The 14,354-nt window shown below is 71.3% G+C and carries 14 protein-coding genes; 7 read left to right on the top strand and 7 right to left on the bottom strand.

Going from position 1 to position 14,354, the window contains the following annotated elements:
- Nucleotides 1–123: 123 nt before the first annotated feature.
- The 6 genes from AC1DP1_RS09715 to map all read left to right on the top strand — a co-directional run bounded on the left by AC1DP1_RS09715 (nt 124) and on the right by map (nt 6,195).
- Nucleotides 124–1,227 carry a sugar ABC transporter substrate-binding protein gene (locus tag AC1DP1_RS09715; protein WP_477506688.1) on the top strand — a complete coding sequence of 368 codons (1,104 nt, stop codon included), beginning with the start codon at nt 124–126 and terminating at the stop codon, nt 1,225–1,227.
- Nucleotides 1,228–1,344: 117 nt separating this feature from the next.
- Complete coding sequence (locus AC1DP1_RS09710) at nt 1,345–2,121, top strand: ATP-binding cassette domain-containing protein (protein ID WP_457189115.1); 777 nt, start codon at nt 1,345–1,347, stop codon at nt 2,119–2,121.
- A gap of 18 nt (nt 2,122–2,139) precedes the next feature.
- A complete protein-coding gene (locus AC1DP1_RS09705) occupies nt 2,140–3,426 on the top strand; it encodes a sugar ABC transporter permease (RefSeq protein WP_477506687.1) in 1,287 nt (428 codons plus the stop codon).
- Between the two features lie 8 nt (nt 3,427–3,434).
- Complete coding sequence (locus AC1DP1_RS09700; protein ID WP_457189119.1) at nt 3,435–4,667, top strand: ROK family transcriptional regulator; 1,233 nt, start codon at nt 3,435–3,437, stop codon at nt 4,665–4,667.
- 51 nt (nt 4,668–4,718) lie between these two features.
- A complete protein-coding gene (locus AC1DP1_RS09695; RefSeq protein WP_477506686.1) occupies nt 4,719–5,408 on the top strand; it encodes a hypothetical protein in 690 nt (229 codons plus the stop codon).
- Nucleotides 5,409–5,418: 10 nt separating this feature from the next.
- Nucleotides 5,419–6,195, top strand: coding sequence for a type I methionyl aminopeptidase (map, locus tag AC1DP1_RS09690; RefSeq protein ID WP_477506685.1), 777 nt, complete (start codon nt 5,419–5,421; stop codon nt 6,193–6,195).
- A 5-nt stretch (nt 6,196–6,200) separates the two neighbouring features.
- Here the strand turns inward: map and AC1DP1_RS09685 are convergent, their stop codons facing one another.
- The 5 genes from AC1DP1_RS09685 to AC1DP1_RS09665 all read right to left on the bottom strand — a co-directional run bounded on the left by AC1DP1_RS09685 (nt 6,201) and on the right by AC1DP1_RS09665 (nt 12,947).
- Nucleotides 6,201–8,351 (bottom strand): MMPL family transporter, encoded by a 2,151-nt coding sequence (locus AC1DP1_RS09685; protein ID WP_477506684.1) that lies wholly within the window; start codon nt 8,349–8,351, stop codon nt 6,201–6,203.
- Between the two features lie 84 nt (nt 8,352–8,435).
- Nucleotides 8,436–9,554, bottom strand: a complete 1,119-nt coding sequence (locus AC1DP1_RS09680; protein ID WP_477506683.1) for a hypothetical protein — start codon at nt 9,552–9,554, stop codon at nt 8,436–8,438.
- Entirely contained in the window at nt 9,551–10,432 is an 882-nt protein-coding gene (locus AC1DP1_RS09675; protein ID WP_477506682.1) for a glycerophosphodiester phosphodiesterase family protein, read from the bottom strand. Before AC1DP1_RS09675 ends, AC1DP1_RS09680 begins: the two co-directional genes overlap by 4 nt.
- Nucleotides 10,429–12,285, bottom strand: coding sequence for an AMP-dependent synthetase/ligase (locus tag AC1DP1_RS09670; RefSeq protein WP_477506681.1), 1,857 nt, complete (start codon nt 12,283–12,285; stop codon nt 10,429–10,431). Before AC1DP1_RS09670 ends, AC1DP1_RS09675 begins: the two co-directional genes overlap by 4 nt.
- A 155-nt stretch (nt 12,286–12,440) precedes the next feature.
- Nucleotides 12,441–12,947 carry a metallophosphoesterase family protein gene (locus tag AC1DP1_RS09665; RefSeq protein WP_477506680.1) on the bottom strand — a complete coding sequence of 169 codons (507 nt, stop codon included), beginning with the start codon at nt 12,945–12,947 and terminating at the stop codon, nt 12,441–12,443.
- Nucleotides 12,948–13,000: 53 nt separating this feature from the next.
- On the opposite strand from AC1DP1_RS09665, the gene AC1DP1_RS09660 reads away from it, so the two are divergent.
- Entirely contained in the window at nt 13,001–13,282 is a 282-nt protein-coding gene (locus AC1DP1_RS09660; protein WP_477506679.1) for a hypothetical protein, read from the top strand.
- On the opposite strand, the gene AC1DP1_RS09655 is transcribed toward AC1DP1_RS09660, so the two are convergent.
- Both AC1DP1_RS09655 and AC1DP1_RS09650 read right to left on the bottom strand, forming a co-directional pair.
- Nucleotides 13,242–13,625, bottom strand: coding sequence for an HNH endonuclease (locus AC1DP1_RS09655; RefSeq protein WP_477506678.1), 384 nt, complete (start codon nt 13,623–13,625; stop codon nt 13,242–13,244). The two genes, AC1DP1_RS09660 and AC1DP1_RS09655, sit on opposite strands and share 41 nt — an antisense overlap.
- A 36-nt stretch (nt 13,626–13,661) precedes the next feature.
- Nucleotides 13,662–14,276, bottom strand: coding sequence for a maleylpyruvate isomerase N-terminal domain-containing protein (locus AC1DP1_RS09650; RefSeq protein ID WP_477506677.1), 615 nt, complete (start codon nt 14,274–14,276; stop codon nt 13,662–13,664).
- Nucleotides 14,277–14,354: the final 78 nt, after the last annotated feature.

Here is a 14,354-nt window from a genome sequence, read left to right as displayed (position 1 = left end):
ACAGCCGGGTCGGCGATCTGGACGTGACGGTGGTCACTCCATATGTTGCGTGGAACAACATATGTACGCGCCTCCGCGCTGGGCGGTAGCGGACGTACGTCAGATCGCTAGGAGGCGGTTCGCGTGAAGCGGAAGCACAGTTTGGTCCTCGTCCCCCTGCTCGGCCTGTCGATGGCACTGACCGCCTGCGGCGGTGACGACAGTGACAGCGGCAGCGACGACGGCGGCAGCAGCGACAGCAGCAGCTCGGACGCCAGCGGCAAGATCGGCGTGATCCTGCCCGACACCGAGTCCTCGGTGCGCTGGGAGAGCGCGGACCGCCCCGCCCTCGAGGCGGCCTTCGACGAGGCAGGCGTCGACTATGACATCCAGAACGCCGAGGGCGACGCCGAGCGGATGACGCAGATCGCCGACACGATGATCGGCAACGGCGTCACGGTCCTGGCGATCGTGAACCTCGACTCCGAGTCCGGCGCGGCCATCCAGGAGAAGGCCAAGTCCCAGGGCGTCGCGACGATCGACTACGACCGCCTCACCCTCGGCGGCTCGGCGGAGTACTACGTCTCCTTCGACAACACCGTCGTCGGCGAGCTGCAGGGCCAGGGCCTCGCGGACTGCCTCGGCGACAAGAAGGCCAACATCGTCTACCTCAACGGCTCGCCCACCGACAACAACGCGACGCTCTTCGCCGAGGGTGCGCACAGCGTGCTCGACAAGATGAGCAACTACACCGTCGTCGGTGAGCAGGCCGTCCCGGACTGGGACAACGAGGAGGCCGCCACGATCTTCCAGCAGCTCTACACCGCTGCGGACGGCAAGGTCGACGGCGTGCTCGCCGCCAACGACGGTCTCGGTGGTGCGGCCATCAGCATCCTCGAGGGCCCCGGCCAGGCCGGCAAGGTCCCGGTCACCGGCCAGGACGCCACCGTCGAGGGCTTGCAGAACGTGCTCGCCGGCACCCAGTGCATGACGGTCTACAAGTCCGCCACGCAGGAGGCCGGAGCGCTGGCCGACGCCGCCATCGCGCTGGTCAACGGTGACGAGGCCGAGACCACCGGCACCACGGTCGACTCCTCCGACGACAGCGAGGTCCCCTCGATCCTGCTCGAGCCGCAGGCCATCACCAAGGACAACGTCGGCGACGTCATCGACGACGGTGGCCAGAAGGCCGAGGACGTGTGCACCGGGAAGTTCGCCGACCTGTGCACCGAGGCCGGCATCTCCTGATCCCGGTCGGGACAGCCTGACCCTCAGCGGTACGACGACGCCCGGACCGGACCATTCGGCCCGGGCGTCGTCCTCCGTCCTCTCGCACAACAAATTCTGCTGATCGGAAGTGGGACCATGGTTCAACCGCTGCTCGAGCTGCGCGGAGTCAACAAGAGCTTCGGCGTGGTGCACGTGCTGCACGACGTCGACTTCGCCGTCTACCCCGGACAGGTCACCGCCCTGGTCGGCGACAACGGTGCCGGCAAGTCGACGCTCGTCAAGATCATCGCCGGCATCTACGGCCGCGACAGCGGCGAATACTTCTTCGACGGCAACAAGGTCGAGGTGCACGGACCGCGTGACGTGGCCCACCTCGGCGTGGAGGTCGTCTACCAGGACCTCGCCCTCTGCGACAACCTCGACATCGTCCAGAACATGTTCCTCGGCCGCGAGGAGAAGAAGCGCATCGGCCTCGACGAGATCACCATGGAGTCCCGCGCCCGCGAGACCCTCGCGTCCCTCTCCGTGCGCACCGTGAAGTCGGTGCGCCAGAGCGTCGCCAGCCTCTCCGGCGGCCAGCGCCAGACGGTCGCGATCGCCAAGGCCGTGCTCTGGAACTCCAAGGTCGTCCTCCTCGACGAGCCCACCGCGGCCCTCGGTGTCGCCCAGACGCGCCAGGTGCTCGACCTCGTCCGCCGCCTCGCGGACCGCGGCCTCGGCGTCGTGCTGATCTCGCACAACATGGGCGACGTCTTCGAGGTCGCCGACCGGATCACCGCGCTCTACCTCGGCCGGGTGGCCGCCGACGTCGCCGCCAAGGACGTCAACCACAGCCAGATCGTCGAGCTCATCACCGCCGGACGATCCGGCGACCTCGGCATCGCCGAGAACTCCACGACCGCAGCCGTCTGAGAAGGACCGGAGACTCTCATGACCGTCGACAACGACACCCAGTCCGCTCCCGCGGCCGAACCGGCCCCGAGCGGCTTCGACAGCGACAACCTCCAGGCGGCCACGATCGGCGACTCCGCCCGTGACTACCTCAACCGCCTCCGCGGCGGTGACATGGGCTCCCTGCCCGCCATCCTCGGCCTCGTCTTCCTCTTCATCCTGTTCGCCTCGCTCAACGACAAGTTCCTGACGACGTACAACATGGCCAACCTGGTGGTCCAGGCGGGCTCGATCTGCGTGATGGCGATGGGCCTGATCTTCGTCCTGCTGCTCGGCGAGATCGACCTCTCGGCCGGTGTCGCCGGTGGTGCCTCAGCGACGATCACCGCCCTGATGCTCATCGACTACGACTGGACGTGGTGGACGGCGACCCTGGCCGGCCTCGCGGTCGGAGCGGTGATCGGCCTCGCAATCGGCTCACTGGTCGCCTTCCTCGGCATTCCCTCCTTCGTGGTCACGCTCGCCTTCTTCCTCGGACTGCAGGCCGTACCGCTCAAGCTGATCGGGGCCGGCGGCTCGCTGCGCTTCAACGACGAGGTGCTGCGCGGACTGTCGATCAAGAACGTGCCGGTGACCGCTGGCTGGATCGCGGCGATCCTGATCGTCGTCTGCTTCGCGGCACTGTCCCTGTGGAACTACCGCACGCTCTCCGCCAAGGGCCTGGTCCACCAGCCGCTGGGCCTCGTGATCATCCGGATCGTCGTGCTCGCCGTGATCGTGCTCGGCATCACGGCGCTGCTCAGCGCGAACCGCTCACCCAACCCCAACTTCCTCGAGATCCGGGGCATCCCTTGGGTGCTGCCCCTGGTGATCGCACTCCTGCTCTTCTGGACCTTCATCCTGGGCCGCACCCGCTTCGGCCGGCACCTCTACGCCGTCGGCGGCAACACCGAGGCTGCCCGCCGCGCCGGCATCAACGTCACGCGCATCAGGATCGCGGCCTTCATCATCTGCTCCACGATGGCGGCGATCAGTGGACTCCTGCTGGCGTCGTACGTCGGGAAGGTCTCGCCGGGCTCCGGCGGCGGCAACGTCCTGCTGTATGCCGTCGCCGCTGCGGTCATCGGCGGCACCAGCCTCTTCGGTGGCCGGGGCCGGGCGATCGACGGAGTCATCGGCGGCCTGGTGATCGCGACGATCCCCAACGGTCTCGGCCTGCTCAACCAGGCGAGCTACATCAACTTCCTGGTCACGGGTGGGGTGCTCCTGCTCGCCGCGAGCGTGGACGCCATCTCGCGCCGCCGCCGCTCCTCTGCCGGCGTGTAGGGCCCGACATGACCACCCGCCGGCGTCCGGGCCTGGGCACCAACCAGGAGCTCGCGCGTCGCCACAACCTCGGGACCGTCCTGCGGCACGTCCATGGAGCCGGTCAGATCTCGCGCGCCGAGCTGACCGGCCTCATGGGGCTCAACCGCAGCACCATCGCTGCGCTCGTCAACGAGCTGGAGGCACTCGGCATCACCGAGCGGGTGCTTCCGGTCGAGGGGACGCCGCGCCAGGGTGCCGGCCGACCGTCGGCCGGCGTCCGCATCGCCGAGCAGGGCCCGTTCGTCATCGCGGTGGACCTCGGGGTCGACCGGGCGGTCGTGGCTCGCATCGGCCTGGGCGGACGCGTGCTGCAGCGGGCGCAGGCGCCGGTGCGCAGCGACGGCGAGGCGTGGCAGGTGGGCGCCGCCGTCGCCGGACTGATCCGCTGTGTCGTGGAGAAGGTCCCCGATGCCGCGCAGCTCGTCGGCATCGGGATCAGCGTCCCCGGCCTCGTGCGCAACAGCGACGGCCTGATCCGCCTCGCCCCGAACCTCGAGTGGCACGACGTGTCGTTCGGCGGCATCGTCCTGGCCGCGCTCGGCCTCGACGTCCCGGTGTCGATCGCGAACGACGCCGACCTCGGCGCGCTCGCCGAGCACGTCCGCGGGGTGGCCGTCGGGGTGGACGACCTCATCTACGTCTCGGGCAACGTCGGTGTCGGTGCCGGCGTGATCACCGGGGGCGTCCGACTGGAGGGCGCCGGGGGCTACGCCGGCGAGGTGGGCCACCTCCGCTTCAACCCGGCGGGGCGCGAGTGCCACTGCGGCAACCGGGGCTGCTGGGAGACCGAGGTCGGGGCGCACGCCATCGCCGAGGCCATCCACTGCCCGACCGACAAGGTGGCGCAGCTCGACGAGGTGCTCGACGGGTTCGGCGAGCCGTCACCGGCGCTCCGCGCCACCGGGACGGCCCTCGGACACGGACTGGCCAGCATCGTCAACGTCTTCAACCCCCGCCAGGTGGTGCTGGGGGGCTACTTCCGCTCCCTCTACGCGCTCGTCGGGCCCGAGGTCGAGGCCGGGCTCGCCAACCGCGCGCTGCCGGCTCCGCTCGAGTCGGTGACGTTGACCCTCCCGGGACTCGGGTCCGACTCCTCGCTCCTCGGGGCCGCGGAGATCGCGCTCGAGCCCCTCTTCGTGGACCCGGTGGCCGCCCTCGGCACGGCGCTCGTCGGCGTCGGCACGCGGCTCGCCGGATGAGCGGCGCCGCCGGCGCGGTCCCTGCAGGGCAGAGCCGATAACCTCCTCCGGATGCTCCGCGCAAGACTCCTCACCGCTGCCCTCGTCGTCGCCCCGCTGCTGTCGGGCTGCGTCGGCGACGAGCCGACCATCGCGGTGCTCGTGGCCGACGGCTCGGACTCCTCCTCCCGCGTGGTGGACGTCGACCGGCTCACCGACCGGGTGGAGTCGACCTGCGACGAGTGCCGCGTGCGGGTGTACGACGCCGAGGGCGACGCCGCCACCCAGAAGAGCCAGGCGCGCCAGGCGGAGGCCGCCTCGGCCGACGTGGTGGTCGTGGTGCCGGTCGACCCCGACGACCTCGACACCCTCACCGCCGGCGACCTGCCCGTCATCTCGTTCGGCGAGCTCGTCCCCGGGTCGGACCGCTTCGTGGGCCTCGAGAGCGGCTCGCTGCCCAGCCAGACGGGCTCCGACGTGGAGGCCGCCCGCGACATCGTCCGCGGCGACGAGAAGTCGATGACCTACGTGCCGACGGGGGCGATGAGCGACCGTGCCGCCGACCTGGCGGTGGCCTACCTCGCCGACGAGCCCGTCGAGGGCGGCGAGGACGTCGACGGGGTGGAGTCATGGCTCTACCGCGACCGCGACGTCACCGTCGACACCCTCACCTCCGTGCTGGTGGCCGAAGGCATCCTCACCCTCGACGACCTGTGCAGCGGTGAAACGCGCAAGCAGTGTGCGAGGCTGGGCCTGAGATGATGGCGCCCCGATGATCGAGATCCTCACCCCGGCCCAGGTCGACCGCGCCCGCCACACCGGCGCCCTCGTCGGCAACATCCTGCAGACGCTGCGCTCGCGCTGCGAGGTCGGGACCAACCTGCTCGACCTCGACCGCTGGACGGCCGAGATGATCCGCGAGGCCGGCGCCGAGTCCTGCTACGTCGACTACGCCCCGTCCTTCGGCCGAGGCCCGTTCGGCCACTACGTCTGCACGGCGGTCAACGACGCCGTGCTGCACGGACGCCCGCGCGACCAGCGCCTCGCCGACGGCGACCTGCTCACCCTCGACCTCGCGGTCCGCCTCGACGGGGTCGCCGCCGACTCCGCCATCAGCTTCGTGGTGGGGGAGAGCCGCCCGGTGGGGAGCGTCGAGCTGATCGAGACCACCCAGCGGGCGCTGGCCGCCGGCATCGCCGCCGCCGGCCCGGGCGCCCGGATCGGCGACCTGTCCCACGCGATCGGCACGGTCCTCGGTGACGCGGGCTACCCGATCAACATGCAGTTCGGCGGCCACGGCATCGGCACGACGATGCACCAGGACCCCCACGTGTCCAACGACGGCCGACCGGGCCGGGGCTACAAGCTCCGCCCCGGCCTGCTGCTGGCGCTCGAGCCGTGGATCATGGCCGACACCGACGAGCTGGTCACCGACGACGACGGCTGGACGCTGCGCAGCGCCACCGGCTGCCTGACGGCTCACAGCGAGCACACGATCGCCATCACGGAGGACGGCGCGGAGGTCCTGACCCTCGCGACCCCCGCCTGACGCTCCTAGTGCACCGTCTCGAGCGGGGCCTCCGTCTCGCTCTCGGTGAGCGGGGTGTCGGCTGAGTCGAGCTTGCTCGGCCACCAGATCTTGCCGCCCAGGTCGAGGTTCAGCGCCGTGACCAGGACCGACCGGACGACCAGCGTGTCGAGCATGACGCCGAGGGCAACGGCCACGCCCAGCTCGGCCAGGAACACCAGCGGCAGCGAGCCGAGCACCAGGAAGGTGGCGGCGAGGACGATGCCGGCCGAGGTGATGACGCCTCCGGTGGAGGCCAGGCCGATCAGGGAGCCCTTGCGGGTGCCGTAGGTGACGGTCTCCTCCCTCACCCGGGTCATCAGGAAGATGTTGTAGTCGATCCCCAGCGCCACGAGGAACACGAACGCGAACAGCGGGAACCCTGGGTCGGACCCGGCGAAGCCGAAGACGTACTCGAAGAGCAGCGCCGAGATGCCGAGGGCGGCGCCGAACGACAGCACCACCGTCGCGATCAGGATCAGCGGCGCGACCACAGCCCGCAGGAGCCCGATCAGGATCAGGAGCACCACGCCCAGGACCAGCGGCATGATGACCTTGCTGTCGCGCTCGGAGGCGATCTTGGTGTCGAGGTAGAACGCGGCACCTCCCCCGACGACCGCGTCGGCCCCCGACACCCCGTGGACGGCCTCGCGGCTGGACTCCACGATGTCGGCCGCGGTGGTCGAGGAGATGTCGGCGTTGACCGTCGCCTCGAACCACACCCGGTCGTCGGAGATCGGCTGGACCTCGCCCGGGGCGCCGAGCCCCTCGACGCCCTCCAGCGACGCCGCGACCTCGGCTGCCTGGTCGGCGTTGGTGACGACCTGGATCGTGTTGGAGTTGTCGGCCAGGCCGTGGTCGGTGAGCAGCGCCTGGCCCTTGATGGAGTCGAACTCCTTCGTGTAGGTGTCCTCGGTGGAGAGCCCGGACGCGTCGAGCCGGAACAGGCCGAGGCAGGCGAGCAGCAGGAGACCGGTGGTCGTGAGCCAGACCCGACGCGGGCGGTGGCTGATCGAGCGACCGACGCGGGCCCAGAAGCCGTTGGCGGTGGGCTCGGCGCTGCGGTAGGCGGGGCGCTTGGGCCAGAAGACCCAGCGGCCGCAGATCACCAGCAGCGCCGGCAGCAGCGTCACCATCACGAGCATGGTGACGGCGACGCCGATGGCGAGGACCGGGCCGAGGCCGGCGGTGGAGTTGAGGTCGGCGAACGACAGGCACAGCATGCTGACGGCCACCGTCGCCGCGCTGGCGAAGATCGCCGGCGCCGCGCGGTGCAGCGCGAACGCCATCGCCTCGTGGCGGTCCTCGTGACGACGGAGCTCTTCCCTGTAGCGGGCGACGAGCAGCAACGCGTAGTCGGTGCCGGCCCCGATCACCAGGATGCTCAGGATGGCCTGGCTCTGGCCGTTGACCGTGAGGTCGGCGTACTTCGCGAGGAGGTAGACCAGACCGGTAGCGATGAAGTTGGCCGAGACGGCACACAGGATCGGGAGCAGCCACAGGATGGGGCTCCGGTAGGTGAAGAGCAGGATCACGATGACGACGGCGAGCGTCGCGAAGATCAGGTTGGTGTCGATGCCCTCGAAGGCCTCGGCGGAGTCGGCGGCCTGGCCGCCGTAGCCGGCGAGGTGCACCTGACCGCCGTCGAGCGTGGCGATGCCACGGATCTCGTCGGCGGCGTCGGGGATGTCGTTCCAGCCGTTGGTTCCGAAGTTGAGCACGAAGTAGAGGTAGGCGACCTCACCGTCGTCGGACACCAGCGTCGGCACCGGCGCCCCCTGGGCCGCGGCTGCCTCCGCGGCCGCAGGCGTCAGCACGCCCTGGTCGGTGACCCCGTCGATCGCGGCGATCTCCGGGCCGTCGGCCTCGATCTGGGCGAGGTCGTCCTCGGTCAGCCCGCCGTCACGCTGGTAGACCACCAGGGTGGGGATGTCGTTGGGGTCGACGGTCTCGGACAGCTCCTCCAGGACCTGGGTCGACTCCGCCGACTCGGGCAGCCACGAGGAGGCCTCGTTGTTCTGGACCGAGGTGAGCTTGGCCGAGAATGAGGCCATGATCGCGGTGAGTGCCAGGACCGCCACGAGGACGATCCACTTGGTCACGCGTCCGGTCAGGGTCCCAGCGATCTGTCGGTGCATGCCTTTCAGTGGACCAGCCGGGGGCCGCCGCGTGCATCGGTAATTGCCCTGAGGTCTAGACCGGGTCAGGTCCCCGGCGCCCCGTCAGCGGGTCTGGAGCTGGAACGGCGCCCGGGCGTCCATCGTCCCGCGCCGGGGCGCGACGGCGTACTCCATCGAGCCGTCGACGCCGAGCCTCACGACCGCCCACCGGTCGGCCTGGTAGGTCACGACGAGCACGTGGTCGGCGTCCTCCCAGACCTCGTCGAAGTACGTCGCCGAACGGCCGTTGCGGGCCGAGGTGAACGACCTCGCCACGGAGCCGTCGGCGGTCGTGAGGAGGTCGAGCGTCCCGGGGCCGAAGCCGTCGGCGTACGCCGGGGTGCCGAGGACGTGGCGGTTGTCGGGGGCGATGTCGGAGAGCTGGTTGTCGCAGGTGCGCCACTTCACCTTCCAGCTGCGCAGCATCGCGCTGCACGAGCCCATGTCGCTCAACGAGGTGATGCCGCCGATCCACGGCCCGCGCCCGGTGGAGGTGAGCCGCAGGTGCGGCGGTCGGTCGACGATGCCGTGCGAGGACGTGTAGTAGGCACGGTTGGGACCGTTGACGTAGACCGTGCACCCGTTGCTGGTCGCGCCCTCCTTGCAGTCCTCGCCGAACAGCGCCACCGCCCGCCCCTTGCCGGAGATGGGGACCGGGTTGAACGACAGCACCCGGTCGCCCGCCTCGTCGATCGACCAGACCTTGCCGGCCTTGCCTGAGAAGGCGACGGCCTTGCCCTGCGCCGAGACCGCCAGGCCGTAGCCGGTGCGCCACTCGCGTCGGCCGGGGGTGCCGTCGGCGCCGATCCAGCGGGTCACGGCGGCGCCGGCACCGATGGTCTGGATGACGTGCCCGGAGCCCATCGGTGCGAACTGGTCGAGGCGGTTGGGCGCGGGTGTGCGGGTGCCGCCGGTCCCGTGGATGACGGTCCGGCCGGAGCGCCGCTCGCTCCAGGCGACGGCGGGCGGGTCTCCCTGCTCGAGTCCGCGGACGTCGAGGACGGTCGAGGGAGCGGGACGGCTGCTCGTGCCGGCGACGGAGGGCGCCGACGTCGCGGGGGTCGCCGGCGACAGCCCGGCGGCGAGGGCGAGGGTGGCGGCAGCCACCAGGGCGGCGCGCGAGGCCGCGCGGAAGGAGCCGCGGAAGGAGCCGCGGAAGGAGCCGCGGAAGGAGGTGGTCATGTCGAGGAGACGCTCCGGATCGGTGGGAGGTTGTCGGCACCACCGGGAAATGCGGGCGGGAGGCTGCGGCCCTCGTCGGCGAGCACGTCGCGGAGCCGCTCGGGGTGGTTGGTGATCAGCCCGTCGACGCCGAGGCGCACGAGGTGGCGCATGGTGGGCGCGTCGTCGACGACGTAGGGCACGACCGCCAGCTCCGCGGCGTGCGCGGCGTCGACCAGCTCCGCCGTCGCGAAGGGCTGGTACGCCGGGTCGTCCACACCGGAGCGGAAGGGCGACCCGTGGATCGGCGAGATCGCCGTGAAACCCTGGCGGGCGGCGGTGACGACGAAGTCGTCGTCGACCGAGAGGCCGCCGAACCACGGCGATGGCGCCCCGTCGGCGTCCCGGAGGTACTTCGGGGACACGAGCAGGTTGCGCGCGAGGGCGGGCTCGGCCTCGCCGACGCGGTCCAGCACTCCCCAGTCGAAGCACTGGATGCTCGTGCGGGGGACGAGCCCGTCGACGCGCAGGGCGTCGACGACCCGCTCGACGAATGCCTCGCGGGTGGTGAAGCCGCTGGCGTCGAGGGCGTCGTACTTGATCTCGAGGTTGACCCGCACCGGGTCGGCGCCGCGCTCGGCGAGGAGCGCGGCGACCTGCCGGAGCAGCGGCATCGACGGCGGCAGGTCGGCGCGGGTGAGCTCGCGGATCCTCCTCGCGTCGGCAAGTCCGCCGTGGACGGTCGGGTCGTGGTGGACCACGACGTCGTCGTCGGCGGTCAGGTGGACGTCGAGCTCGAGGGTGGAGACCCCGAGCGCGAGGGCCCGGCCGAAGGCCTCGAGGGTGTTCTCGGGCCAGAGCCCCGCACCGCCGCGGTGGGCTTGCAGGTCGAACGTCACGTGTAGAGCTTGTCCACCACGTCGGCGTACTTGGTCCTCACGACGCGGCGCTTGAGCTTGAGCGTGGGCGTGAGCTCCTCGGACTCCGCGGTCCACTCGTCGGGCAGCAGCTCCCAGGCCTTGACCTGCTCGGGGCGCGACAGCCGCTCGTTGGCCTTGTCGACCGCGGCCTGCGCCATCGCGCGGATCTCCGGCTTGGCCGACAGGTCCGCGAGGTCGGTGAACTCGACGCCCATCCTGGCCGCGACCAGCGGTGYGATCTCACCGTCGAGGGTGAGGATCGCGACGACGTACGACTGGCCGTCGCCGAGCGCCATGGCGTGCCCGACGATCGGCGACTCCTTGAGGTAGTTCTCGATGTTGGAGGGCGCGATGTTCTTGCCCGCCGAGGTGATGATCAGCTCCTTCTTGCGGTCGACCACCGAGTAGAAGCCGTCCTCGTCGACCGTGCCGATGTCCCCGGTGCGGATCCAGCCGTCCTCGTCGACGAGGTTGCGGGTGGCGGCCTCCTGCTTGTAGTAGCCGGGGGTGTTGACCGGGCCGCGGCACAGGATCTCGCCGTCCTCGGCGAGCCGCACCTCGACGCCGGGGTTGGGCCGTCCGACCGTGCCGAGCTTGAAGGCGTCGGGTCCGTTGGACGTGAAGGCCCCGGTCGTCTCGGTCATGCCGTAGACGTCGTACACCCGCACGCCGAGCCCGCCCATGAACTTCGCGACCTCGAGCGGCATCGGGGCGGCGGCGCTCGCGGCCCACTGCACCTGGTCGAGGCCGAGCAGCAGGCGCAGGAACGCCAGGATCGCCTCGTCGGCCTTGGCGAAGGCCTCCTCGACCTCCGGCGTCATCGCGTTGCCGTACTCGTGGGCCTGCGTCCACGCGAGACCCGCGGCCATCGCGTCGGTGACCAGCTTCTGGTTGGCGGGGTCGGGGTCCTCGGCGAGCTTGGCCGAGATGCCGGTCTTGATCTTCTCCCAGACGCGGGGGACGCCGAAGAAGGCGGTCGGGTGCACCTCGCCGAGCGCGCCGAGGAGGCCCGCCGGGTCCGGGATCGCGTGCACGTGGCTGCCCAGGAACGGGGGAGCGTACGTCGCTAGGATGCGCTCGGCGATGTGGGCGAGCGGCAGGTAGCTGATGGTGCGCTGCGGGCCGTGCAGGCCGCCGGCGTCGAGGGTGGAGACCGCCTCGTACATCACGTTGTGGTGGGTGAGCACCACGCCCTTGGGGTTGCCGGTGGTGCCGGAGGTGTAGAGGAACGTCGCCGGCAGGTCGGGGGTGATCCGCTCCATCCGCTCGTCGACGGGGCCGGTGTCGTCACCGCGGGCCAGGAGGTCGGGCCACGTCATCACCCGCGGGTCGTCCACGCGGTCGGCGTCGGACAGCATCACCAGGTGGCGGATGGAGTCGACCTCGTCCAGGGCCCGCTCCCACCGCTGGTAGCGGTCGTGGTCCTCGAGCACCACCACGACAGGACGCGACTCGCCGGCGATGAAGGAGACCTGGTCCTGGGCGAGGGTGTTGTAGATCGACATCGGCACGGCGGCCGCGGTCATGGCGCCGTAGTCGGCCAGCGTGTGCGCGGTGCGGTTGGCGGCCATGATCGCCACGGGGTCGCCCGGCTCGACACCGAGGTCGATCAGGGCGGCGGCGACCCGGCGGGTCAGGTCCCACGTCTCGGTCCAGCTGATCGTCGACCACGTCTCGCCCTCGGGCACGTCGAACTTGTCGGAGAAGGCCGGTGCGTCGCCGTAGGTCTCCGCGGCCTGCCGCACGGTGGCCGGCATGTGCAGCCCGAGGATGCGGGCCTCGTACTCCTCGCGCACTGCCAGGACGTCGGGGTCGGTCTCGGTCGCGGTCATCTCCGGCTCCTCAGGATGCTGGCTGGCGTGCTGCGGGTGCTGACAGGGGTGTGGCAGGGGTCACATCATGATGGGCCGCGGCCCCGCTGGCTAGGGTCGAAGGACGTACTCCGACCAGGCGCCCGGCTCCGGCTGCGGCTCCGACGCCTGACGCATCAGCGTGTCGGTAGCCGGTGCAGGACGACGTCCCTGAGCTCGCCGTCGACGGCCGTCGCTGTCAGGTACGTGCAGTGCGGCTGTCGCCGACGGTCGGTGGGGGAGCCGGGGTTGAGCAGCCGGAGCCCGGTGGCGGTGACGGTGCCCCACGGGATGTGGCTGTGGCCGAAGACGAGCACGTCGAGGCCGGCGTGCTCGACGCTCATGCGCTCCTCGCGGCCCTTCGCCTGCCCGGTCTCGTGGACCACGCCCAGGCGGACGCCCTCGACCTCGACCCGGGCGACCTCGGGCAGCCGCTCGCGCAGCTCGCCGTGGTCGTTGTTGCCCCAGCACGCGACGAGCCGGGCCGACCGCGCCTCCAGCTCGTCGAGGAGGCGTACGTCGACCCAGTCGCCCGCGTGGACGACGAGGTCGGCCTCCTCCACGGCCCGCCACACCTCGGCCGGAAGGTCGCGGGCACGCGTGGGGAGGTGCGTGTCCGCCAGGAGCAGGAGTCGGGTGGCCATCTGGTCAGTCAAGCGGTGTCGGTCAACTGCGCGGAGATGGGTACCTTCGACGCATGACCTCCGATGAGTCCACCACCGACGACATCGTCGCCGAGTCCGCGCTCCAGCTGTGGTCGGCGGCCCAGACCGACTTCGACCCGTTCGAGGTCGACTCGTCCGAGTGGCCGGAGACGGCCGTGCCGGTCCGCGACGCCGACATCGCCGTCGACACGCGGCTCGAGGTCGACGACGTACGCGCCGCGCTGGAGCGGTTGGACGGGGTGAAGGTCGTGGTGGGTCGCGAGGCCGGGACGGTCAGCGTGGTGCGAGTGGTGCCTGAGGACTCGCCGCTGTAGCCGGCTGCCGGAGCTCGGCCTGCACCGTCGCGAGGCGCACCAGGAAGGCGCTCTCGTCGAGCCGCTTGCGGCGCAGCCAGCCGGTGACCTCGTCGTTGCACTTGCTCGCGTTGCACGAGGCACACGCGGGGACGACGTTGAGCAGCGTGTAGCGGCCCCCGCGGGAGATCGGGAGGACGCAGTCCTTCTGCAGCGAGCCGCCGGTCGCACCGCAGTAGGCGCACCCGCCCCAGGCCTCCTGCAGCGCGGCCCACTGGCCCGGGCTGAGGTCGTGCTCGACGCTCGCCATCCGCCGCTGGCGCTTCCTGGCCGCTCTCGCGCGGCGGGTGCGGGGCGCTGGCATGGGATCAGGGTAGGGGTGGTGCGTGCCCGACCCGCGTCACAGCACCGAGAAGCCCGGCGGAAGTCCCTCCCGGCCCGTGGCGGCGCGCAGGAGCGCCGTGGCACGACCGTCGGTGACGGCGAGCTGCGCGACCACGTCGAAGGCCTGCGCAGCAGGGACCGGGGGCGGCTCGGACGCCAGCCCGAGGGCGGCTGCGAGGTCCGCGGTGTGCACGACCAGCTCGAAGGTCCGGGTCGGCAGGTAGTCCGCCAGCCGCATCCCGCCGGCGATCGTGGTGACCACCTCGGTGCCCTCGCACGCAGCGGCCATGGGGACCACGCGGGCCGCGATCTCCGCGACGGCAGCGGCCGGGTCCGTGCCGAGCGCCTCGCCGGCCGTCCTGCCGCGGTCCGCGACGTCAGGGCCCGCGGCGGCGGCCCGGGTCGCGCGGTAGTAGTCCGCCGTCGACCCGACCTCGACGACCTCCGCCGGGCTGGCGAGGTAGGTCTCGACCGTCAGCAGCGCACGGCTGGTGTGGCCGACCAGGCTGCGCACGTCCCACTCGCCCAGGCCGGGCTCCGTCCACCGGCCGTCCGCCAGGGCGGCGGTGGCGACGAACCACTCCGCGGCGTCGGCGAACGCCCGGCAGGAGGCCGTCCACGAGAAGTCCATCTCGGGAGGGTAGGACGCGGCACCACTGCGCGTCTTCACTGCCCGTTCGGGTGACACCCCGTTTCCCGTCAGCCCGTC

The sequence above is a fragment of the Nocardioides sp. P4_G10 genome (assembly GCF_056401175.1).
This window is presented reverse-complemented; position numbering and strand designations above follow the sequence as displayed.